The sequence below is a fragment of the Janthinobacterium sp. BJB401 genome (assembly GCF_013372745.1).
Classification (GTDB): Bacteria; Pseudomonadota; Gammaproteobacteria; order Burkholderiales; family Burkholderiaceae_D; genus Janthinobacterium; species Janthinobacterium rivuli.
In genome coordinates this window covers 77,026-99,155 of sequence record NZ_JABXFH010000011.1, presented here as the reverse complement: position 1 = coordinate 99,155, position 22,130 = coordinate 77,026, and the positions used below count along the sequence as shown (strand labels likewise).

20 protein-coding genes are annotated in these 22,130 nt (G+C 64.6%); 10 read left to right on the top strand and 10 right to left on the bottom strand.

Annotated features, from left to right (window positions below; all coding sequences use genetic code 11):
* Positions 1–10: 10 nt before the first annotated feature.
* From HWE17_RS10120 to HWE17_RS10110, 3 genes are all read right to left on the bottom strand, one after another.
* Entirely contained in the window at positions 11–517 is a 507-nt protein-coding gene (locus HWE17_RS10120) for a MarR family winged helix-turn-helix transcriptional regulator (RefSeq protein WP_046682655.1), read from the bottom strand.
* Between the two features lie 73 nt (positions 518–590).
* Positions 591–2,003 (bottom strand): efflux transporter outer membrane subunit, encoded by a 1,413-nt coding sequence (locus tag HWE17_RS10115; protein ID WP_176388681.1) that lies wholly within the window; start codon positions 2,001–2,003, stop codon positions 591–593.
* Positions 2,004–2,146: 143 nt separating this feature from the next.
* Entirely contained in the window at positions 2,147–2,464 is a 318-nt protein-coding gene (locus HWE17_RS10110) for a DUF4148 domain-containing protein (protein WP_158300054.1), read from the bottom strand.
* A gap of 286 nt (positions 2,465–2,750) precedes the next feature.
* On the opposite strand from HWE17_RS10110, the gene HWE17_RS10105 reads away from it, so the two are divergent.
* The 3 genes from HWE17_RS10105 to HWE17_RS10095 all read left to right on the top strand — a co-directional run bounded on the left by HWE17_RS10105 (position 2,751) and on the right by HWE17_RS10095 (position 4,046).
* On the top strand, positions 2,751–3,056 hold the full coding sequence (locus HWE17_RS10105; RefSeq protein WP_176388680.1) for a hypothetical protein: 306 nt from the start codon (positions 2,751–2,753) through the stop codon (positions 3,054–3,056).
* A 96-nt stretch (positions 3,057–3,152) separates the two neighbouring features.
* Positions 3,153–3,470, top strand: a complete 318-nt coding sequence (locus tag HWE17_RS10100; protein WP_099400986.1) for a hypothetical protein — start codon at positions 3,153–3,155, stop codon at positions 3,468–3,470.
* Positions 3,471–3,569: 99 nt separating this feature from the next.
* A complete protein-coding gene (locus tag HWE17_RS10095; RefSeq protein ID WP_176388679.1) occupies positions 3,570–4,046 on the top strand; it encodes a DUF2244 domain-containing protein in 477 nt (158 codons plus the stop codon).
* Here the strand turns inward: HWE17_RS10095 and HWE17_RS10090 are convergent.
* A complete protein-coding gene (locus HWE17_RS10090; RefSeq protein WP_099400988.1) occupies positions 4,031–4,516 on the bottom strand; it encodes a hypothetical protein in 486 nt (161 codons plus the stop codon). The genes HWE17_RS10095 and HWE17_RS10090 overlap by 16 nt on opposite strands.
* Positions 4,517–4,593: 77 nt before the next feature.
* Positions 4,594–5,634, bottom strand: coding sequence for an L-glyceraldehyde 3-phosphate reductase (gene mgrA / locus HWE17_RS10085; protein WP_176388678.1), 1,041 nt, complete (start codon positions 5,632–5,634; stop codon positions 4,594–4,596).
* A gap of 121 nt (positions 5,635–5,755) precedes the next feature.
* Here mgrA and HWE17_RS10080 point away from each other — a divergent pair, with 121 nt between their 5' ends.
* The gene (locus tag HWE17_RS10080) at positions 5,756–7,345 is read left to right on the top strand and encodes a CYTH and CHAD domain-containing protein (protein WP_176388677.1); all 1,590 of its coding nucleotides are present in this window, start codon (positions 5,756–5,758) and stop codon (positions 7,343–7,345) included.
* Between the two features lie 6 nt (positions 7,346–7,351).
* On the opposite strand, the gene HWE17_RS10075 is transcribed toward HWE17_RS10080, so the two are convergent.
* The 5 genes from HWE17_RS10075 to HWE17_RS10055 form a co-directional block, all read right to left on the bottom strand.
* Positions 7,352–8,227 carry a Kdo hydroxylase family protein gene (locus HWE17_RS10075; protein ID WP_176388676.1) on the bottom strand — a complete coding sequence of 292 codons (876 nt, stop codon included), beginning with the start codon at positions 8,225–8,227 and terminating at the stop codon, positions 7,352–7,354.
* Positions 8,228–8,306: 79 nt separating this feature from the next.
* The gene (locus HWE17_RS10070; RefSeq protein ID WP_176388675.1) at positions 8,307–8,678 is read right to left on the bottom strand and encodes a lysozyme inhibitor LprI family protein; all 372 of its coding nucleotides are present in this window, start codon (positions 8,676–8,678) and stop codon (positions 8,307–8,309) included.
* Between the two features lie 85 nt (positions 8,679–8,763).
* Positions 8,764–11,736: a sensor histidine kinase gene (locus HWE17_RS10065; RefSeq protein WP_176388674.1), complete on the bottom strand. Its 2,973-nt coding sequence runs from the start codon at positions 11,734–11,736 to the stop codon at positions 8,764–8,766.
* Between the two features lie 128 nt (positions 11,737–11,864).
* Positions 11,865–12,443, bottom strand: coding sequence for a superoxide dismutase [Fe] (gene sodB / locus HWE17_RS10060; RefSeq protein ID WP_035825732.1), 579 nt, complete (start codon positions 12,441–12,443; stop codon positions 11,865–11,867).
* Between the two features lie 185 nt (positions 12,444–12,628).
* Positions 12,629–13,648, bottom strand: coding sequence for a LacI family DNA-binding transcriptional regulator (locus tag HWE17_RS10055; protein WP_035825735.1), 1,020 nt, complete (start codon positions 13,646–13,648; stop codon positions 12,629–12,631).
* Positions 13,649–13,962: 314 nt separating this feature from the next.
* On the opposite strand from HWE17_RS10055, the gene HWE17_RS10050 reads away from it, so the two are divergent.
* From HWE17_RS10050 to HWE17_RS10025, 6 genes are all read left to right on the top strand, one after another.
* The gene (locus tag HWE17_RS10050) at positions 13,963–15,264 is read left to right on the top strand and encodes an extracellular solute-binding protein (protein WP_176388673.1); all 1,302 of its coding nucleotides are present in this window, start codon (positions 13,963–13,965) and stop codon (positions 15,262–15,264) included.
* A gap of 7 nt (positions 15,265–15,271) precedes the next feature.
* Positions 15,272–16,270, top strand: coding sequence for a carbohydrate ABC transporter permease (locus HWE17_RS10045; protein WP_255206185.1), 999 nt, complete (start codon positions 15,272–15,274; stop codon positions 16,268–16,270).
* Positions 16,267–17,085, top strand: coding sequence for a carbohydrate ABC transporter permease (locus HWE17_RS10040; protein WP_034751746.1), 819 nt, complete (start codon positions 16,267–16,269; stop codon positions 17,083–17,085). The genes HWE17_RS10045 and HWE17_RS10040 overlap by 4 nt, the downstream gene beginning before the upstream one ends.
* A gap of 27 nt (positions 17,086–17,112) precedes the next feature.
* Entirely contained in the window at positions 17,113–18,480 is a 1,368-nt protein-coding gene (locus tag HWE17_RS10035) for a GH1 family beta-glucosidase (protein WP_176388672.1), read from the top strand.
* A 1-nt stretch (position 18,481) separates the two neighbouring features.
* On the top strand, positions 18,482–19,522 hold the full coding sequence (locus tag HWE17_RS10030) for an ABC transporter ATP-binding protein (protein ID WP_035825752.1): 1,041 nt from the start codon (positions 18,482–18,484) through the stop codon (positions 19,520–19,522).
* Positions 19,523–19,629: 107 nt separating this feature from the next.
* Complete coding sequence (locus HWE17_RS10025) at positions 19,630–22,080, top strand: TonB-dependent receptor (protein ID WP_176388671.1); 2,451 nt, start codon at positions 19,630–19,632, stop codon at positions 22,078–22,080.
* Positions 22,081–22,130: the final 50 nt, after the last annotated feature.

Sequence of the window (22,130 nt, the reverse complement as noted above, 5' to 3'; positions counted from 1 at the left end):
CGATAGGCTATCAGTTCTGGTTGTTGAGATTGTTCAAATTGCGCAGCTGGCGCATGTACAGCTTGTCGAGCACTTGCAGCTCTTCTTCCGTGAAGCCTTCGTACAGTGCCGAGGTTTCCTGGTACACGTCGGGCAGCGCCGTTTCGATCAGCGCGCGGCCCTTGTCGGTCAGCGAGATCATCACCGAGCGGCGGTCGCCGGGGCGCGTGCCGCGGTGGATCAGGCCGCGCGTTTCCAGGTCGTTGCACACGCGCGTCAGGTTGGCCGGCTTTTCATGGCAGGCCATGCCCAGGGTGCAGGCGTTCGAGGTTTCGTCGTCCGTGCCGTACAGCACGGCCAGCACCATGTAACTGGCATCGACCAGGTCGTGCTTTTTCAGCGCCGCGTTGGTCAGGTCCTTCATGCCTTTTTGAATGTGGTACGTCATGCGCAATAAACGCATCAGTTCCATGGGGAAGCCTGGCATGCGCGTGCGGATGTTTTGCAGCCGCTTGGAGGTGGCGTCAAAAGCGGTCATGTCATATTCCTTCATGTGTGAATAAAGTTCCGATTGTATCTTGTTGGGCTAAGGCAATGCCAGGATTGCAAGCTCAGATGCCGCCTCCTAACGCATTCATCAAGGAAACGTACAGATCGAGCTCGCGCGCCCCATTCTGCGCCTGCTGCTGTTCTTCCGCCAGCAGCGCCACTTGCGTGTTGAGCATGGCGATGGCGTCGCTCATGCCCGCCTTGTAGGCCTTTTCCGCCAGGTCGCGCGCGCGCTGCGCCGTCGCCAGCGCCTGCACGGTCAGCTGGTGCTGTTTGGCCAGCGACTGGGCGCGGGTGACGGCATTGGCCACGTCCGACATGGCGTTGATGACGGTGGCGTTGTACTGCTCCACGGCGCCGTCATACACGGCCGTCTGGCTGCCCAGCTGGGCGCGCAAACGGGCGCCGGCAAAGATGGGCAGGCTCAGCGCGGGCGAGACGCCGCGAATGTCCGAATTGGCGTCGAGAAAATGGCTGAAGCCAAATGCCTGGAAGCCGGCGAAGGCCACCAGGTTGACGTTCGGGTAGAACTCGGCTTTGGCCGCATCGATGCGCTGCGCCGCCGCTTCCACTCGCCAGCGTTGGGCGGCGATGTCGGGACGGCGGCCGATCAGCTCGGCCGGCAGGGCGGCGGGAATGGCCAGCGGCTGGTCCAGGCGCAGCACGGGGCGCGTGAGCGCCGCACCGGCGGCCGGACCCTTGCCTGCCAGGGCGGCCAGCTGGTTGCGCAGCAGGGCCAGCGATTCGGCCGACTGTTCCAGCTGGCGCCGGCCGGCCGGCAAGGTGGTTTCGATTTGCGCCACGTCAATGTCCGTGCCGATGCCGGCCGCCTTGCGCTGGCGCGTGATGTCGAGGATGCGGGCGCGCTGCGCCAGGCTGCGTTCGATCACATCCTGCAGCTGGAATTCATACGACAGCTGGATGTAGGTGCGCACCAGCGCCGTTTCCAGCGCCAGGCGGGCCATCTGCGATTCGGCCGACGCCATTTGCACGTCGCCCAGGGCGGCGGACAGGGCGGCGCGGTTGCGGCCCCACAGGTCCAGGTCGTACGAGGCCGTGACGGTGGCCTGGTTGCGCCATGCGTAATTGCCGGCCAGCGGCGCCGGCGTGCTGCCGTGCTGGGAATACAGTTCGCGGTTGATGGAGATGGCCGCGTCGGCCTGCGGGCGGGACTTGTCTTCGGCCGCGCCGGCCAGCGCCTCGGCCTGGCGCACGCGCGCCTGGGCGCCGCGCAGGGTGGGGCTGTCGGCCAGGGCCTGGTCCATCAAATGGTTCAATTGGGGGTCATGCAAGTCTTGCCACCATTGCGTGCGCGGCCATTCGATGGCGGCGCTGGCGGCGGCATCCATGGCCTGGCTCGCTTGCAGTTTGTTTGCGTCGAGCATGGCCGATTGCGGCGCGATATGGCCCATGTCGGCGCAAGCGCTCAAGGCAAGGATCAGGCTGGCGGCAAGCAAGCGGCGGTGCAGGGACATGCAGGAACTCCGGAAGGTGGTATTGGGGCGATGCTGACAGCTCGCCGCGGTGAGCGCCGGGAGTGGCCCGGCCGGGGTAGGCCCGGGTGCTGCGCCGCAACTGAGGTGTACTACTGTGTGACTGAAACCGGCTGACTGGTTTCTTATTGCACGACCTGCTTGATCGTATGCGCGATATCAAAGTCCGCTTCCGTTTGCGGGATCAGGCCTGCCTTGCGGGCGGCGTAGAACTCGGCCATGACTTGTTCGCGCGTCACCTGGCTGGCGGCGGTGGCCGGCGTTTTCGGGTAGTCGACTTCGCTGGTGGCGATTTCGCCGGCGTTGCGGGCGCGGATGTATTCGGCCGTGACTTGCTCGCGCGTCAGTTGCTTGTCCGTTGGGGCAGGTGCGGCGCTTTGGGCGAAAGCCGAAGTGGCGGTGGTGATGGCAAACAATGCTGCGATGAGTGATTTGGCTTGCATGATAAGACTCCAAAATGTGCATGATGGCTGGGTGGATGGGCCGGATCGCCACGTACCGGTCGGTTCGTCGGCATGGCGCTGGTGGGCGCCGTGCCGGCGATGAAGCAGTTTCTGGATGAGAAGATGCTTACTTGAATTAACTATAGCAATGAATAGTACATTTGTGAAGTAATTTATGAAAATAGTTGTGCGCCGCCGCATTTGCCCCTTGGAAAATGCGGTGCAGGCGTGCGCCGCTGGCCGGGCCAGGGGAGTAAGCTGGTTTTTTGTTCAACGGGAGTCAACCATGAGCGGCAGCACACTCGATCCGGACAATTTGCCCGTCATCCCCGACCGCGTCCTGGGCAGCGGCCATGGCAAGGGCGCGCTCGGCCCCAGCGACAGTTCCGACAGCGGCAGCGACATGCAGGGCGTGCCCGGCCAGGATGCGGAAGAGCTCGACAACGACAGCGATGCGGCCGGCACCGGTGAGCGGGCCGGCGTGGAGCCGCGCAATACGGCGCCCGATGGCGGCGACATCGACGTCGACCATATAGAAAGCATGGCGCCCGTGCGGCCGGCGGAGGAAGGTGGTGGCGAATCGCCCCCATGAATTACCGCCTCTCCTGCGGCATCAGCGTAAAATGCGGGCAAGGCGGCGTGCGCGCCGCCATGGCCAGCCGGCCGGCACAGGATAGGATGTCAGAGGATGCAAACGCAGATGTCGGAAGAGAAAGAAAAAGACTTGATGTCGATGTACCGCGAGACGCGGCCGCGCGAGTTTTTTGGCGAAAAAAGTAACACCAATCACCTGGCCTGGAGTTTGCTGGTGATCTTGCTGGCGCTGGGATTCTGGCTCGTCGTGGCCCTGGCAGCGGCGGAAAACCAGCGCTACGCCTTGGAAACGAAGGCATGCCAGGATCATGTGTTTCCTGCGGAGATCGACACGTCTTGCCTGAAACAGGTCAAGTCGCGCGATCACTGGTGGCAGCACGTGGGCCACGCGCTGGTGCGCATGGGCGCCTGAGCCTGGCGCAAGCTGGCTGAACGGTCTGGCTGACCCTGCGGCGGCAAGTGCCGCTGCGGTGATTGTGATGGGTGATAAAGCGATAGTGCGGGAGACGCCATGCCACGCGATCACTCGCGCGAGCAGCCGCAATGGCTGCTGGCGCGCCACAGTGCCTTGACGGCGCGCCAGTTGCTGCGCGCCTACGGCTTGCTATGCCTGTTTTCCCTCGTCATTGCCGCCGCCTTTGCACTGCGCGGACTCTGGTACATCCCCGTTTTTTCGTTCGCCGAATTGATCCTGGTGGCCGCCGCTCTGCTGCATTACCTGCGCCATGCGCGCGACTATGACCACATCGCCTTGCGCGACGGCGAGCTGATCATCGAACAGGTCAGCGCCGGGCGCCGCCGGCGCCACCACTTTGCGCCGTCGTGCACGCGCATCGCCGTGCCGCAAGGGCCGCGCCAATTGATACACATCAACGATATGCGTGATGCTACCCGGCATGTGGCGGTGGGCGTCTTTGCCACGCCGGAACGGCGCCGGCAAGTCGCGCAGGAACTGGGCGCGTTGCTGCCGCCTTATTTAGGCCCGTAAAACTGGAAAGTCTTGACCACCAGCAAGGTGGCGGGGAAGCCCGTGAGGGTCTTGAATTCCTTGATGCCGGTAATCTTGTAGGCGCCGGCCTGAAACGCTTCGCCTTCCTCCCAGCTGTGGTCCTGCATGGCAAACTGCAGCAGGCGCTGGTCGTTGTAGCGGTAGCTGAAGATGGTGTAGGCGCCGACGCGGCTGGTGACGACGAAACGTTCATCCTGCGCGTCGGCGATCAGCAGGATGCCCGGATAGCGCCCGATGCCCGCCTCCTCGTTCTGGATTCTCAGGATCACATCGGTAAAACTGCATTCGGCGTCGCGGATCTTGTCGCGCTTCGTGGCGATCTTCATCACCTCGTCGTAGCTCTTGTTGTGCACGATCGACCAGCGCGGCGAGTCGCAATAATTGGCTGCGCGGACGTTGGCCGCGCAGGACAGCAGCAGGCAGAGGGCGATGGCGTGGATGGCTTGCATGGAACCTTGTGGTAAATGTTGAAAGGCGGCGGCAGTCTACCTGCCCGCTGCCGCCGCCACAAGCGCAGGACGGGTGATCAGGTGGCCCGCGACGGACCTTCCCACAGGTTGATATGGCCTTCGCGCGCCTGCACGTCGATGGCGGCCAGCTCGTCGGCCGTGAACGACAGCTGCTGCAGCGCGGCCACGTTTTCGCGGATTTGCGCGCTGCTGCTCGCGCCGATCAGGGTCGAGGTGACGCGGGGATCGCGCAACACCCAGGCCAGCGCCATCTGCGCCAGGGTTTGCCCCCGCTGCGCGGCGATCTGGTTCAGTGCGCGCACGCGGGCCAGGTTTTCCGCGCTCAGGTGCTGTTGCGTCAGCGAACCGCCGCCGGGGCGGTTGACGCGGGCATCCTGCGGCACGCCATCGAGGTACTTGTCGCTGAGCAGCCCCTGCGCCAGCGCCGTGAACGTGATGCAGCCTATGCCTTCTTGCTGCAGGGTATCGAGCAAGCCATCTTCCTCGATCCAGCGGTTGAGCATGTTGTAGGCTGGCTGGTGGATCAGGCACGGTACTTTCCATTCCTTCAGCAGGGCGGCCGCCTCGGCCGTTTTTTGCGGCGAATACGAGGACAGGCCCACGTACAGCGCCTTGCCCTGCTGCACGGCGGTGGCCAGCGCGCCCATGGTTTCTTCCAGCGGCGTGTCGGCGTCGTAACGGTGCGAGTAAAAGATGTCGACGTAATCGAGGCCCAGGCGCCGCAAGCTCTGGTCCAGGCTGGCCAACACATATTTGCGCGACCCACCGCCTTGGCCGTACGGGCCTGGCCACATGTCCCAGCCCGCCTTGGTGGAAATGATCAGTTCATCGCGGTACGGTAAAAAATCGTCGCGCAGCAGCTTGCCGAAATTGCTTTCCGCGCTGCCATACGGCGGGCCGTAGTTGTTCGCCAGGTCGAAATGCGTGATGCCCAGGTCAAACGCCGTGCGCAGCATGTCGCGCTGGGAAGCCAGATTGTTGCTGTCGCCAAAGTTATGCCACAGTCCCAGGGACAGCAGCGGCAGTTTCAGCCCGCTGCGCCCGCAGGTGCGGTATGGCATGCTGTCGTAGCGGTTCTCGGCGGCGTGGTAGGTCATGGCATCTCCTGGTTGAATGAAGCGCTTATTTTCGCGCAAAATCAAGGTCCGTGTGCGTGCTCCTTGCGAGCGGCCGGACGCGCCTTACAATGGGCGTTCAGGAGTCTCGCAAGGAGCGGTCATGGAAATCGAATTGAAATTGTTGCTGGCACCGCAAGACGTGCCCCGTTTGCGCGCGCACCCGCTGCTGGCGCAGTATGCGCAAGGTGAGCCGCAGCTGCTGCGGATGCACGATATCTATGTCGACACGCCCGATTTGCAGCTGTGCCGCCAGCAGGCGGGCTTGCGCGTGCGCCAGGTGGACGGGCGCTGGGTGCAAACCCTGAAGGCGGGCGGTACCGTCAGCGGCGGCTTGCACAGCCGCCACGAATGGGAAGGCGAAGTTCCCGGGCCGCAGCCGGACCTGGCCGCGCTCGATGCGGCCATCGGCCGCAAGCAGCCCATCCGCGCGCTGCTGCGCCAGGACGCCATCCGCGACGCCTTGCGGCCCGTGTTTACCACGCGCATGGAGCGCACCGTATGGCAGTTGCGCACGCCGCAGGGCGACGAGATCGAATGCGTGCTGGACCAGGGTGTCATTGAAAGCGGCGCGGACGGGGCGGATAGCGTCGTCCGCACTGTGCCCGTCAACGAGATCGAGCTGGAGTTGAAGCAGGGGCAGGCGGCCAGCCTGTTCGACGTGGCGCTGGCCTTGTTGCAGGACGTGCCGCTGCAGCTGGGCCACATGAGCAAGGCGGAGCGCGGCTACCGGCTGGCCGCATCGCATCCCTTGCAAGCGGTCAAGGCGCAGCCTTTGGCGCTCGACGCGGCCATGTCCGTGGAGCAGGTATTCCTGGCCATCGCCGGCAATTGCCTGGAGCAAGTCAGCGGCAACCAGGATGGCGTGGCGGGCGGCGAGGACGTGGAAAGCGTGCACCAGATGCGCGTGGGCCTGCGCCGCTTGCGTTCGGCGCTGGGTATGTTCAAGTCCCTGCTGGCCTTGCCTGACGCCTTGAAGGGCGAACTCGAGTGGCTGGGCGGCGCGCTGGGCGAGGCGCGCGACTGGGATGTGTTGGCAGGCAATACCCTGGCGCAACTCGACGGCGAGGCGCAGGCGGATGCGGCGGCGCTGGCCGAGGCGGCGCACGCGCAGGCGCGCCTCAAGCACGAGCAAGCGGCCCAGGCCGTCACCTCGGCGCGCTACACGGCCTGCATGCTGGGCTTGCAACGCTGGCTGCAGGCGCGCGCCTGGCGCGACAATTGCTCCGTGCGCCAGTTGCGGCGCCTGGACGCGCGCGTTTCGCCGTTTGCCCGCGCCACGCTGCGCAAGGACCAGCGCCGCCTGATGAAGCGCGGCAAGGGCTTGCTGCATGCCACGCCGCCGCAGCGCCACCGGGTGCGCATCGCGGCCAAGAAGACGCGCTACGCGACGGAATTTTTTGCCTCGCTGTTTGCGGGCCGGGCCGTGAAACCGTATGTGGGACGCTTGTCGGCCCTGCAGGATGAACTGGGCTGGCTCAACGATGTGCAGGTGGCCGACCGGCTGCTGCAGCAATTGCCCGAAGTTCAGGCTGACCAGGCTGGCCAGCTTGATCAGTCGACCCAGGACGGGCTGCGGCTGCACGCGGCCTTCGTGCGCGGCTATCTGGCGGCACGCGCGCAGGCGCAGGGCAGCGATGGCCGCATGCACAAGGCGTGGCGGCGCTTCAAGGCGGCACGTTTGCCGGCCTGAACCTGGCTAAGCCAGCGGACGTTGCAATTGGCGCTCGAGGATGGCCAGCGGCGACTTCTGCGGGGCGGCCATGGCGTGCACGGGCAGCAGCCAGGTTTGCTCCAGCGCATGCTGTCCCCGCAGGGCCGCGTGCGATACGGCGTCGCTGAAGACGATCCACGTCTGGCCCGGCGCGAACGCATGGGTGTGTTGTTCCACCTGCGCCTGGTAACCGAGGTCGGCCTTCATGGCGTCGTGCAACTGCAGCATGTAGTGATCGTAGGCCGTGCGCCGCGACTTGGTGATGCCCAGCCATTGCAGCAGGGCTGCCAGCACCGGTTGCGGACGCTTCGCGACGGGCAAGAAATGTTGCGCCACCTGCTCGAATGGCGCGCCCAGTTTCCACACGCGGGGCGTGTCGCGCGGATGAATGTTGGTGAAGACGCGCAGGATGCGCCGGCCCTGCGTGGGCGAGGAGGGAAAACTGTCGACGTGCAGGCGCGTATCGTCCTTGCGCCAGGAACTGACTCTGCCGGCGATTTCCACGGGACGAAAGCTGCCCTTGCCTTGCTGCAGATGGGGAACATAGCCAGGCAGCAAGCCGCCCAGCAGGCGCTGCGTGTGCCGCGCATAGCGCTGCATCAGCGCGGCCAGCAGGACCGCATCGCAGGCGTCGCCGTGGCCGCGCACGCCGCGCGCCGCTTCCCAGCTGATGTTCTTGGCGCTGCCGGCGCTACCCGCCGCGCCGTTCAGCAGGGCATGCTCTTCCTGTCGTAGCGAGAAGCCCAGGCGGGGCAGCAGCAGCACTTGCCCGTCTTCGAGTGCCTGCAGCGCCGCCGCCTGTTGCGCGGCGCTGCCGCTGGCGTCCCACTGGTCCAGGGAAATATCGATGAGTTTGCTCATGGCACAAACGGGAAAGACATCGGAGCGGCCAGTATGGGCGCTTGCCGCCCGCTCCCGTTTGCGCTGGCGCAGGTTCAGTTCACAGTTTGCTGTTCTGGCAGCCGGCGCTGGTGCATTCGCGCACGCGGTCTTGCAGGAATTGCGCGCGTTCGATGGTGGTCTGGGTGGCGCAATCGAGGTTCACATAAAAGCCCGACGATTCGCGCTTGGAGCAATTCTGGTTGCGGTTGCTTATCCACGCCAGCTGTCCCGATTTCAGCTTTTGTTTGCCGCTGGCATCGAGCTGGGCGGCGAGTTTTTTGTAGTTGGCGTTGAGTTCCTTGTCCGCTTCCTGATACACCTTGTTGAGGCAATACAGGCCGTCGAAGTCGTTGCGCGGTGTGTCGCAAGCCGAGTTGGCGAAGGCGGAACCGGAGGCAAACACGAGCAGGGCAAGCAGGCATTTTTTCATGATGTACTTTCAGACAGAGTGGTGGCGGGATTGGCGCGCAAGACAGCGCTCTTGCGCATCCTACAACACTTTCCTGCCAGCGGCGTCAATAGGCCAGGCGGCCCGGCACGCTCACTTCGATCTGCGTGCCGGCGCCGGGCCGGCTGTCGATGCGCAGGCTGGCCGCGATGCCGGCGGCGCGCTCGCGCATGCCGACCAGGCCCCAGTGGCCGGGCCGCTGGCCCGTTTGCGCCACGGCGTCGTCGAGGCCGCAGCCGTCGTCGCGCACGCGCAAGGTGAAGGCCTGCTCCGCATAGTCGAGTTCCAGCACGATGTTGGCCGCCTCGGCATAGCGCGAGGCGTTGAACAGCGCTTCGCGCGCGATCGCATAGATTTCGTCATGCACGCGCGGCTGCAGGCGCCGGCAGATGCCGCTGACATGCACGGTGAACGCGTGCGCGCGGTGCTCGGCCAGGCCCTTGCCGAATTGCTGCAGCGCCAGGCGCAGTTCATCCGGTTCGGCCGAGGCGCGCAAGTCCATGATCTGGTCGCGGCCTTCGATCAGCAGTTGGTCCGCCAGGTTGAGCGTGCCGTCGAGACGCGCCCGTTCGCGCGTGCCCTTGGGCAGCATGTCCGCATGCGCATGGAACGACAGGATCAAGCCTTGCACGCTTTGCAGCAGGGTGTCGTGCAGCGAGCGGGCGATGCGCGAGCGTTCGGCCAGGCGCTCCTGCAAGCGTTCCTGCAGCCGTTCCTGCATATTGCGCGTCAGGTGGCGGATGCGCAGCACATAGCCGCCATACAGCAGCAGCGCGGCGCCCAGCGCCAGCAGCACGATGAACCACGGCGTTTGCACGAAGGCGGGTGCGATGACGATGTCTAGCCCCGTCCCCTGCGTGTTCCACACGCCGTCTTCGTTGGCGGCCGTGACCTCGAAGCGGTAGCTGCCGGGCGCGAGGTTGGTGTAGTAGGCTTCGCGGCGTCCCACGGCTTCCTGCCAGCCCGCGTCCACGCCCGCCAGCCGGTAGCGCAGGCGCACGCGTTCCGGCATCGACAGGCTCAGGGCCGTGAAACCGATCTGCAGGGACTTGCTGCCCTGCGGCAGGTGCAGCGGCTTGCCATCGTCCAGCGCGTAGCGCACGCCATCGGCCAGCAAGCTGTGGATCTGCACGGGCGGCGCCAGGGTGTTGCGGCGGATGTGCAGCGGGTCGAGCATGCCGATGGTGGCCGAGGTGGAGAACCACAGTTTGCCATCGGGCGCATGGATCAGCGACGGCACGGGGCGCAGCTGCGAGGCATGGCCCTGCAAGCCGTCGAGCGCGTCGAAGCGTTCCGAGGTAACAGCGGTACCGTCGCGCATCCATGCGGCCAGGCTGGCGGCGCCGATATGGGCAATGCCTTCCGCGTCATGCAGCCACAGGTCGCCGTCCGGCAGCCGAACGATGCCCGACACGCCGCGAAACGCCGCGCCGCGCGCGCCGCGCAAGGTGTGGAAGCGGCCGGCCCGGTACAGCGCCACGCCGTTTTCGCCGCCGGCCCACATCGCCTCGCCATCGCGGTACAGCTGCAACACGGTGCCCACCTGCAGACCCTCGGGCGCGCCGAGCCGTTTGACGGCGCCCGCGCGCTGGCCGTCGGCCACCAGGCTGACCGTATTGTCGGCATGGCCCAGCCAGACGGTGCCGGCGCCATCCATCGCCATGGCCGTCGTCAGCACCGCGGGCAGGCCGGACAGGCCGCCGTTGGCGATCCATTTTCCATCGTTCAGGCGAAACAGGCCACCGCCGGAAAACGAGGCCCACAGTGCGCCCGAGCGGTCTTGCTGCAGCGCTTGCGGATCGAGTCCCTGCACGGGCGTCATCACGCGCGTCATGACGCCGTTGCGCGCGCGATGGTGGAGTTCCTGCTCGTTGCCCAGCCATAGCGTGCCGTCGGGCGCCCAGTGGCTGGCCGCCAGCGCCCCCTTCAAGATCACTTTTTTCATCCCGTCGGCCGTAAAGCTGCGCACGTCGCTGACGTAATCGCCGATCCACACGTCGCCATCGGGCCCCGGCAGCATGCCGGGATGGTCGAAGGGCACGGCAACGCTCAGGGTTGTCAGGCGGTTCGGCCGCAGCCGGTCCAGGCCCGTCGAGGTGCCGAACCACAGATTGCCTTCGCGGTCCTGGAACGAGGTTTGCGGCAGCGGGCCGCTGATGCCGTTCTGGCGCGTCAGGCGCTGGGACGGCAGACTGGGGCCGGAAGGGGAGAATTTGCGTTCGATGCCATCGGGCTGCATCAGCCACATGGTGCCGGCGCGGTCGAAGCGGATGCTGTTGCCCCTGGCGTCGGGCCGGATGGGTGCATCGCCGCGCGGCGCGCTGGTGCGCACGCGATAGTAATTGCTTTGCGCGTCGACGGCCCAGATGGCGCCATCGGGCGCTTCATCCATGCCGGTGAGGATGGTGCGCGGCCAGGCGTGGGAAAAGCGCGTCTCGCCCGGCCTGCGGAAATAGGCGCCGTGCATGGTGCCCATCCACTGCGTGCCATCGCGGGCGAACAGGATCTGGTAGACGCGCTTGTCGGGCAGGCCCACGTTGGCCGCCTGCGCAACGAAGCGGTCCGCGCCGGGCGCCAGGCGCGCCGCGCCATCGCGCGTGCCGACCCAGATGGCGCCGTCGGGCGCTGCCTCGATATGGAACACGGCGCCCGGCGGCAAGCCGTCCGCCTCGCGGTAGGTGCGCGCGCCATCCTTGCGAAAGACGCTGACGCCGCCGAGGCGGTAGCCGACCCACACGGCGCCATCGGCCGGCGTGGCCAGGCCCAGCACATTGCTCGACGGCAGGCGGTGGCCGTACACGCTGTCGACCCTGTCGAAGCGCACGCCGTCATAGCGGTACAAGCCGGTGGCTGTGGCGATCCACAGCCAGCCATCCTTGCCCTGGGCGAATTTCAGCACATCGACGGGCGCGCCTTGCAGGGCGCCCCAGGCGTTGTGCGTGTAGTCGGACAGCAGGGGCGATGGGGCGGCTGCGCACGCGTGCAGCTGGCACGCCAGCAGGGGCAAGATCAACAGGCGGCGCAGCAGGCGAGCGGACATCGGGGCAGGGGAGATAGCGGTGGCGGGGCAGTGATTGTAGCGCAGCGCCGTGCCTTTCAGCAGGCAAAAAAAAGCCCGCGCCGGGCGGCGCAGGCTTCTTTTCACCCTACGTTGACAGGAACTGGCGCTTACGCGAAGTTCTTGGCAACGAAGTCCCAGTTGACCAGGCCCCAGAACGTTTCCACGTACTTGGCGCGCAGGTTGCGGTAGTCGATGTAGTAGGCGTGTTCCCAGACGTCGCAGGTCAGCAGCGGCTTGTCGCCGGTGGTCAGCGGGCAGCCGGCGTTCGAGGTGTTGACGATGTCGACGGAGCCGTCGGCTTTTTGCACCAGCCAGGTCCAGCCCGAACCGAAGTTGCCCACGCACGACTTGGTGAATTCTTCCTTGAACTTGTCGAACGACGACCATTTCGCGTTGATCGCGTCAGCCACGGCACCGCTAGGTGCGCCGCCGCCGGCCGGCTTCATGCCGTTCCAGTAGAAGGTGTGGTTCCATACTTGCGCCGCATTGTTGAAGATGCCGCCCGACGATTTCTTGATGATTTCTTCCAGCGACAGGTTCTCGAACTCGGTACCCTTGATCAGGTTGTTCAAGTTGGTGACATACGCCTGGTGATGCTTGGCATAGTGGTATTCCAGGGTTTCTTTCGAAATATGCGGCGCCAGAGCGTCCATTTCATACGGCAGTGGTGGCAGAGTATGTTCCATGTGATGTCCCTTTATGGTGAGTGTTCGGAGTCTTCCAGCCTGTGGCCGGAGGGTTGAGCCTTGCGTGCTTGAACCAAGCATTCTTGCTGAACGAGCCACTATTGTAAAGCGGATGCGCCATTGCTGCAGATTCCCGCACGCGTTGCGCATGCCGTTGGCGTAGTGATTCTCGTTCAGCGCCAGGCCTAGCGAATACGCCGCGTGGTTTCCCGCACGATCAGTTCCAGGGGCGGTATTGCCGCCTGCACGGCTTCGCCATTGATCAGCCCCAGCAGCGCTTGCGTGGCGATGCGGCCGATGTCGTACAGGGGCTGGTGGATGGTCGTCAGCGGCGGCGTCGTGTAGGACGAGCCGGGCAAGTCATCGAAACCGACGAGCGAGATATCGTCGGGCACGCGGATGCCCTTGCGGTACAGGCACAGGCGCACGCCGTAGGCGGACAGGTCATTGGCGGCGAAGACGGCGCTGAATTGCTGCTGCGTATCGAACAAATGGTTCATGGCCAGCATCCCGCTTGCCTCGTGGAAATCGCCTTCCACCATCAGCTTCGGGTCGATGGCGATGTCCGCTTCGCGCAGCGCGCGCTGGTAGCCCGTCAGGCGCTCGGCCGCATCCGTGTTGTTGGCGGGGCCGGCCACGAACGCGATGCGGCGGTGGCCCAGTTCCACCAGGTGGCGCACGGCCAGGTAGGCGCCGTATTCGTTGTCGAGCTTGAAGCCGATGGCGCTTTTCGTGGCCAGCAGGCGGCCCGTCGAGACGATGGGCCGCTGCTGCGAGAAATCGAGCACGCTCTCGTCCGAGATGCGCCCCGACAGCAGGATGATGCCGTCGACTTTTCTTGCCAGCAGCAAACGGATGCGGTCGGCCTCTTCCTGCGCATTCCAGTGACCGCTGACGATGACGGACGCATAGCCCGTGTCCTTCAGGCCATCGTCCACGCCGCGCAGGCTTTCGTCGAAGAAGGGGCTGGAAATATCCTGCACCACGATACCGATGGTCATCGAGCGGCCCTTCTTCAGACCCTGGGCCATCTGGTTCGGCGCGAATTTCATGTGCGCAATGGCCGCCAGCACGGCGTCGCGCTTGTCGTCGGACACTTTGGCCGTGCCATTGAGGATGCGCGAGACGGTGCTGGGCGACACGCCGGCCTGGCGGGCCACGTCGAGCAGGGTGGAAGGGGGAGCAGCGTGGGCGCTATCGTTCAAGGTGATTCCTGGGTATCAAAATGGCTGGTTGTCAGTGCTCTGAAAACCTTTTCATCGAAAGATTACCATAAATGCCGAAAGGGCCGTGGGTCGGCGCTTGAAAACGTTTTCACAAAAAACAACAGCATCTTGAAATGGCGGATTTTTGCGTCTTTTCATAGGAGAAAACGCGCCAGGGCATGCATCTCGCCACGCTGCCCTCAATAAAAATGACAACTTTTTCGGTTGACTTGATTTTCTTTGCGGTGTTAAATGGACACATGTTGTGAAAACGTTTTCAAGATAGAAGACGCTCAATAAACGGAGATGAAATAATGAAGTCAAGCATCCTTGGCGCCGCCCCGCTGGCAGCGCTGACCCTGGCTGCCAGCGTGGCCGCCGCACCCGCACCCGCCCCCGCAGCCGTCCCGCCGGCCGCACCGTTGCCGGCGCTGGCCCCGGCCACGATTACCGTCGCCTCGTTCCCCGACCTGGACCGCGCCGTGAAAACGGCCTTGCCCCTGTGGGAAAAGCTGTATCCGCAAGTGAAGGTCAAGCTGGTCAGCCTGCAGATCGACGACCACCATAACTCGATGACGACGGCGCTGGCGGCCGGCGCGCGCCTGCCCGACGTGATGGCCATCGACTTCCGCTATGTCGGCAGCTTCGCCGAATCGAAGGGCATGGAAGATTTGCTGCAGCCGCCCTACGGGGCAGGGCAGTACCGCGCCCAGTTCGTGCCGTTCACCTTTGTGCAGGCGACCAGTTCGCGCGGCACCCTGGGCGCCATGCCGGCCGACCTGGGACCGGGCACCCTGTTCTACCGCAAGGACTTGATGGACAAGGCGGGCATCAAGGAAGCCGACCTGACGCAATCGTGGGAATCGTATATCGCCGCCGGCAAGAAACTCAAGGCCGCCACCGGCACCTATCTGCTGGCCGGCGCCAGCGACCTGGCCGATATCGTCATCCGCGCCAATTTGAAAGATGGCGAAGGCATCTACTTTGGCGACAAGGGCCAGGTGCTGGTCGACTCGCCCCGCTTCGTGAAAGCGTTCGAACTGGCCAAGGCGGCCAGGGTCGCCGGCATCGATGCGCGCACCGTGGCCTGGACGGGCGAGTGGGCCGAAGGTTTTAAACGCGACAAGGTGGCCAGCCAGATGATGGGTTCGTGGCTCAGCGGCCACCTGGCCAAGTGGCTGGCGCCGGCGTCGTCCGGCCAGTGGCGCGCGGCGAACCTGCCGGCCGGCGCGCTGGCGTCCTACGGCGGCTCCTTCTACGGCATCCCGAAAAAGGCCGCGAATAAAACCCAGGCCTGGGAATTCATCAAGTTCATGACCGTCAACAAGGACATCCAGCTGCATTCGCTCAAAGAGATCGGCGCTTTCCCGGCCCTCAAGGCCGCGTATGCGGACCCGATGATGGACGAGCCGCAGCCGTATTTCGGCGGCCAGAAGACGCGTCTGCTGGCGCGCGACACGGCGGCGAAAATCCCCGTCATCCGCGTCGACAAGTTCGACGCCGTGGCGCGCGACATCGTCAACATGGAACTGGAAAGCGTGCTGGCGCAAAACAAGGATATCAAGACGGCCCTGGCCGACGCCAAGGCCCTGATCACCCACCGCGCGCGGCGCTAGGAGCAGCATGACTACCTCCATGCCTTGTACCGAGGGCGCGCCCGCTGCCGCTGCGGCGCGGCCCGCCAGGAAACGCTACAACATGAAGAAGTGGGCGCCGTATATCTTCATCAGCCCCTTCTTCATCCTGTTCGCCGTCTTCAGCCTGTTCCCGCTGCTGTTTTCCATCTATCTGTCGTTCAACCAGTGGGAAGCGGCCAGCGGCGTGGAAGCCATGCAGTGGGTGGGCCTGGACAACTACAAATACGCCTTGAGCGATCCGTGGTTTTTGCGCTCGCTGGGCAATACCGTGTGGCTGGCGCTGGCCTCGGGCGTGCCGCAGCACCTGGTCGCCATTCCGCTGGCAGCCTTCATCCACAACAGCTTCAAGCGCTCGCGCAACCTGGTGATCGGCATTTACTTTTTACCGTTCATCACGTCCAGCGTGGCCATCGCCATGGTCTTCAATACCCTGTTCTCGCGCGACTATGGGCAGATCAATGTGCTGATTCAATGGTGCGCCAGCCTGCCGCTCGTCGGCGGCCTGTTTCCGGCGGAATCGATCGACTGGCTGGGCAGCTCGCTGTTCATCAAGCCGGCCGTCGCCTTCGTGATTTTCTGGCGCTACCTGGGCTGGAACCTGGTGCTGTATCTGTCCGCGCTGCAGGTGATCCCCAAGGATCTGTACGAAGCGGCCACCATCGACGGCGCCTCGAAACGCCAGCAGTTCTGGTACATCACCCTGCCGCAGCTGCGCCCGATGATCTACCTGGCCGTGACACTGACCATCATGGGCAACCTGCAGCTGTTCGAGGAGCCGTTCGTGCTGGTGGCCGAATCGAGCGGCGTGAGCCAGTCGGTGATGACGACGGCCATCTTCGTCTACAAGACGGCGTTTTCCTCGGGCGACTTCGGCACGGCGTCGGCCATTTCCTGGCTGCTGTTTTTGATCATCGCCAGCACCACCTGGGTCAATAACCGCATTTTCAGCCGCAATGAACGCAACGAGCGCAAGGAGGCCAAATGAAAACCACCCGCTGGACGGCCTACGCCATGGTGGCCATCGGCGCCCTGATCATGGTCGCGCCGTTCTACTTCATGTTCGTCTTCGCCACGCACACGAGCGCCGAGATCTACAGCCTGCCGCCGCCGCGCTGGTTCGGTACGGCCCTGCTCAACAACCTGGAATTGCTGCAGGAGCGCCTGCCGTTCTGGCGCAATATCGGCATCAGCCTGTACGTGGCCCTGATGACGACGGCGCTGACCTTGTTCTTTTGCTCGCTGGGCGGCTATGCCTTCGCCATGTACGAGTTCCGCTTCAAGCGGCCCTTGTTCACCCTGGTGATGGCGTCGATGATCATTCCCTCGTTCATGAACATGATCCCGACCTTCATGCTGATGGATTTCCTCGGATGGCTGGACCAGCCGCGCGCCCTGTACGTGCCGGGAGCGGCCGGCGCGCTGGGGATTTTCCTGATGCGCCAGTACATCGGCACGGCGATACCGAAGGACCTGATCGAGGCGGCGCGCATCGACGGCTGCGGCGAATTCGCCATCTACTGGCGAGTCGTGCTGCCGCTGATCGGTCCCGCCATGGGCACCCTGGGCCTGATCACCTTCATCAACTCGTGGAACAATTTCATCACGCCGCTGGTCGTCATGCGCTCGGTCGAGAACTACACGATCCCGCTGGCCCTGCGCAGCATGCAGGCGCCGAACAACACGGAATGGGGCGCGCTGATGACGGGCGCCGCCATCGCCGTGCTGCCGCTGCTGCTGATGTTTTTTGTCGCCTCGAAGCGTTTAATTGAAGGACTGACCCAGGGCGCCGTCAAAGGCTAGCACTCTCTTTAATCCACTCACACTGACATGACCACCATGCATAACGACGACATTGACACCAACTTTCCCGCCACCTTCACCTGGGGCGTGGCCACCAGCGCCTACCAGATCGAGGGCGCCGCCGCCATCGACGGCCGCGGCCCCTCCATCTGGGATACCTTCAGCCACACGGACGGCAAGATCATCGACGGCAGCAATGGCGACGTGGCTTGCGACCATTACCACCGCTACGCGGAGGACGTGGAGCTGATCGCCAGCCTGGGCGTGAACGCCTACCGCTTTTCCATGTCCTGGTCGCGCGTGCAGCCGACGGGTTCCGGCGCCTGGAACGAGGCCGGCTTCGACTTTTATGGGCGCCTGCTCGACGCCCTGGCCGCCAAGGGGCTCGATGCGCACCTGACCCTGTACCACTGGGACTTGCCGCAAGCTTTGCAGGACGAGGGCGGCTGGCTCAATCGCGCCACCTGCTACCACTTCGCCGCCTACGCGGCCGAAGTGGCGCGCCGCTTCGGCCACAAGGTCGCCAGCATCGCCACGCATAACGAACCGTGGTGCACGGCCGTGCTGGGCCACGGCACGGGCCAGTTCGCCCCCGGCATGGCCGACCCGGCCGCCGCCGTGCAAGTGTCGCACCATCTGCTGCTGTCGCACGGCCTGGCCATGCAGGCGATGCGCGCCGTCAATCCGCCCGCGAAACTGGGCATCGTGCTCAATCAATGGACGGCCACGCCGGCCACCGACAGCGCCCAGGACCGCGAACTGGCCGAACTCGAATATGCGCGCTCGGTGCAGTGGTATATGGACGCCATCTTCAAGGGCCGCTATCCGGCTTTGGCCTTGAAACACGTCGACGCTTCTGCTTTATCCATCCTTGAAAACGATTTCATAGATATCAAGCAGCCCATCGATTTCCTCGGCGTGAACTATTACACGCGCGCTTACATGAGCGCCGAGACGCCGCCGCGCAAGCCCGAATGCAAGCTCGGTGTCAACGACATGGGCTGGGAAACCTATCCGCAGGGCTTGACGGAGCTGCTGGTCGGCCTGCACCGCGAATACCGATTGCCACCCGTCTACATCACGGAAAACGGCATGGCCGTGGCCGACAAGCCCGTCGACGGCAAGATCCACGATGCGCCGCGCATCGAGTACGTGCAGCTGCACCTGGACGCCTTGCGCGCCGTGATCGCGCAGGGCATCGACGTGCGCGGTTATTTCTACTGGAGCCTGATGGACAACTTCGAGTGGAATTCGGGCTACGCCAAGCGCTTCGGCATGCTCTACGTCGATTACGCCACGCAGCAGCGCAGCTTCAAGGACAGCGCCCTGTGGTACCGCGACTTCATCGCCGCGCAGCGTGCATCCCACGCCGCCGTCCTGGCCGAGGCGCACTGACATGGCCGCCATTTCCCTGCGCGGCATCCGCAAGACCTACGGCGACGGCCCGGAAATCGTCAAGGGCCTGGACCTCGATATCCACGACGGCGAATTCATGGTCTTCGTCGGGCCGTCCGGCTGCGGCAAGTCGACCCTGCTGCGCATGATCGCGGGACTGGAAGACATCAGCGCGGGCCAGCTGCGCATCGGCGACTTGCTGGCCAATGACGTGGCGCCGGCCGAGCGGGGCATCGCCATGGTCTTCCAGAGCTACGCCCTGTATCCGCACATGACGGCGCGCGACAACATGGGCTTTGCCCTCAAGTTGGCGGGCAAACCGGAAGCCGAAGTGCGCGCCGCCGTCGGCAAGGTGGCCGAGATTTTGCAGATCACGCACCTGCTCGACCGCAAGCCGAAAGCCCTGTCGGGCGGCGAACGCCAGCGCGTGGCCATCGGCCGCTCCATCGTGCGCCAGCCCAAGGTGTTTTTGTTTGACGAGCCGCTGTCCAACCTTGACGCCTCCTTGCGCGTGCAGACGCGCATCGAACTGGCCAAGCTGCACCAGGAACTGGGCACCACGATGATCTATGTGACGCACGACCAGGTCGAAGCCATGACACTCGGCGACCGGGTTGCCGTCTTCCATGGCGGCCACCTGGAGCAGGTGGGCGCGCCCCTGGACCTGTACCGCCATCCGGCCAGCCAGTTCGTGGCCGGCTTCATCGGCGCGCTGCGCATGAACTTCTTGCCGTGCGCCGCCGTCCCCGCGCTGGCCAGCCAGCTTGGCGGCGAGGCGGGCATGCTGGTCGGCATACGTCCCGAACACCTGCGCCTGGTGCCGCGCCACGAAGGCTATGGCGCCACGGTGACCCTGATCGAGCAGCTGGGCGATGCGCAAATCATCCACGCGACCCTCGATAACAGTCCGCATGCGGTGGCCATCAAGCTGCATGGCGAGGCGCGCCACAGTCTGGCGCAGGGCAGCAGCATCGGCTTCGCGCCGGAAGAAGGCCATGCCTTTCTATTTGACACGGCCGGGCGCGCCGTGGCTACCCATTGACCCCGCACGGAGGCGACATGACTTCAGATTGACACCCAAAAAATGTGCAGCAATAGCCAAAGAGCTATGTGATCATCAATCAACCAGCGGTACAGGAGACAACAACAATGCAACAGCTCAAACGCAATACCATCGCCCTCAGCCTCGCGCATGCGACATTCGCCCAGTTCATCTTGCTGGGCAGCGGCGCCGCCATGGCCCAGGAGGCTGCAGCCACGGACGCGGCAAAACCGGCCGCCGAACAGATGGACCGCATCGTCGTCACGGCCACGCGCCGCAATACCTTCGTGCAGGAGACGCCGCTGGCCGTCACCGCCTTCAACCAGGACACGCTGCAAAACAACCAGGTCAAGGATCTGGCCTCGCTGGCCACCATGGTGCCCAGCCTCGTCGTCGAGCAGCATGGCGACTCGGGCGGCGTGCACGTCTACATGCGCGGCGTCGGTTCGGCCAACCACACGGAGCTGGGCGACCCGGCCGTCGCCTTTTATGTCGACGGCGTGTATTCGCCGCGTCCCCAGGGCGCCACGGCGCTGATGTATGACCTGTCGCACGTCGAGGTGGCGCGCGGACCGCAGGGCACCCTGAACGGCCGCAATTCCACGGCCGGTGCCGTCAACCTCGTGTCGGCCGCGCCAAGCACGGCCAAGTTCATGGGCTCGGCCGGCATCACCGTGGGCGACAAGCGCCATCTGCAGACGCAGGGCATGCTCAATATCCCGTTTTCCGACGACGTGGCGCTGCGCATCGCCGCCATCAAGGATAGCCATGACGGCACGGTGGACTTTCGCCGCGGCTCGAACGTCATGCCGGGCACGGCCAAGTATGGCGCCGGCGACCAGATGGGCGTGCGCGCCTCGCTGCTGTGGAAGTTCACGCCGCAGCTGCGCGGTACCTTCATCGCCGACTACTTCCTCGACCAGGGCGCCGGCAACGTCTACCTGGCGGCCGAACCGAAACGGGGCGAGAAGCTGCGCTCGGCCCTGATCGACACGCCGGGCACCCTGGACCAGTCGATTCTGACCTACAAGGGCAAGCTCAATTACAAGCCGACGGACGCGCTGGACTTCACGTACCTGGGTAGCTGGAGCCGCTACAAGCGCCAGAACAGCAACGATTCCGATGCGGGCCTGTTCCCCGGCTTCAAGTCGGAAAACCGCACCGACTGGGCGCAGTTCGACAGCTATTCGCACGAGCTGCAGGCGCGCTCGGACGACGATGCGCCGTTCCAGTGGGTGGCCGGCCTGTTCCTGTTCAATGAAAAGAACAAGGTGCGCTTCGATATCGACCGCAGCCAGATTTCGCAGGCGGCCGTGCAGCAGGATATCGCCAACGGCGCCGTGATCTTCGTGCAGCCGACCGTGGGCCAGTATGCGTCGTCGATGTCCTTCATCCAGGGCGACCGCCAGCTCAAATCGAAGGCCGTGTTCGGCCAGGTCAGCCAGCAAGTGACGGACCAGATCAAGCTGACGGCCGGCGCGCGCTACACGAAAGACCATAAATTCGACGTCGGCGGCAAGAACTGGGCTTGCCCGAACTGGCCCGCGAACGCGCCGCTGGGCACCACAGTGCTCAATCCCGATCAGCTGGCGCAGCTGGTCAAGCCGGGCACGGGCCTGGCCAACACGCACAATATCGGCCCTGGCGGCGCCATCACGGCCGCCACCTGCGGCAATACGCCGGGCGACAACACGGCCGACCTGAAATATGGCCAGGCCACCTGGCTGGGCCGCATCGAGTACAAGCTGCGCCCGGACATTTTGCTGTTCGGTTCCGTGACGACGGGCTTCCATTCGCCGGCCATCGGCGATGGCGGCGCCACCACCAAGCCGGAAAAGCTGACCAGCTATGAAATCGGCTTCAAGTCGGACTTGCTGAACCGCGAACTGACCCTGAACCTCGACGCCTTCCTGATGAAGTACAAGGACAAGCTCGAATCGCAGGTGGTCAACAGCGTGCTGGCCAACTTTAACGCGGCCGGCGCCACCGTCAAGGGCCTGGAAGCGGAATGGGTCTGGCGGCCAACGAAGGTCGACCGCCTGACGGGCAACGCCACCTGGCTCAAAGCCGTGTATGACGACTTCATGTCGTGCGACGTCGATGCGGCGCGCGCGAATGGCCAGTCTTGCGGTTCGACGGCGCCACTGGTGAACGTGGGCGGCAGCACCATGAAGCATGCGCCGAAGTTTTCCACGACCGTCCAGTACGAGCATGATTTCAGTGTCGCCGGCGGCCAGCTCACGCCGCGCGCCTCGGTGCACTATGAAACCATGTCGTATGTGGGTGCGGGCGCCTTCAACGGCGACGTGCCGGGCCATGCCGGCGTCAAGCGCCAGGAAGCCTACACGACCCTGGACCTGAGCCTGCGCTTCCAGCCGGCCAACAAGGCCTATACGGTGGAAGCGTTCGTGCAGAACGCCACGGACAAGGCGGTCAAGCTGGACGTCAATGAAATCTGCACGGACGTCGGCATGCCATGCCAGCCCACGCAGCAGATCTACGGCGCCTTCTACAACGCGCCGCGCACCTTCGGCGCGCGCGTGTCGATGAAGTTTTAATCAGGCCGTGTGAAAGAGCAGTTGCAGTAGCAGTCCACTCAGTAGGGAAG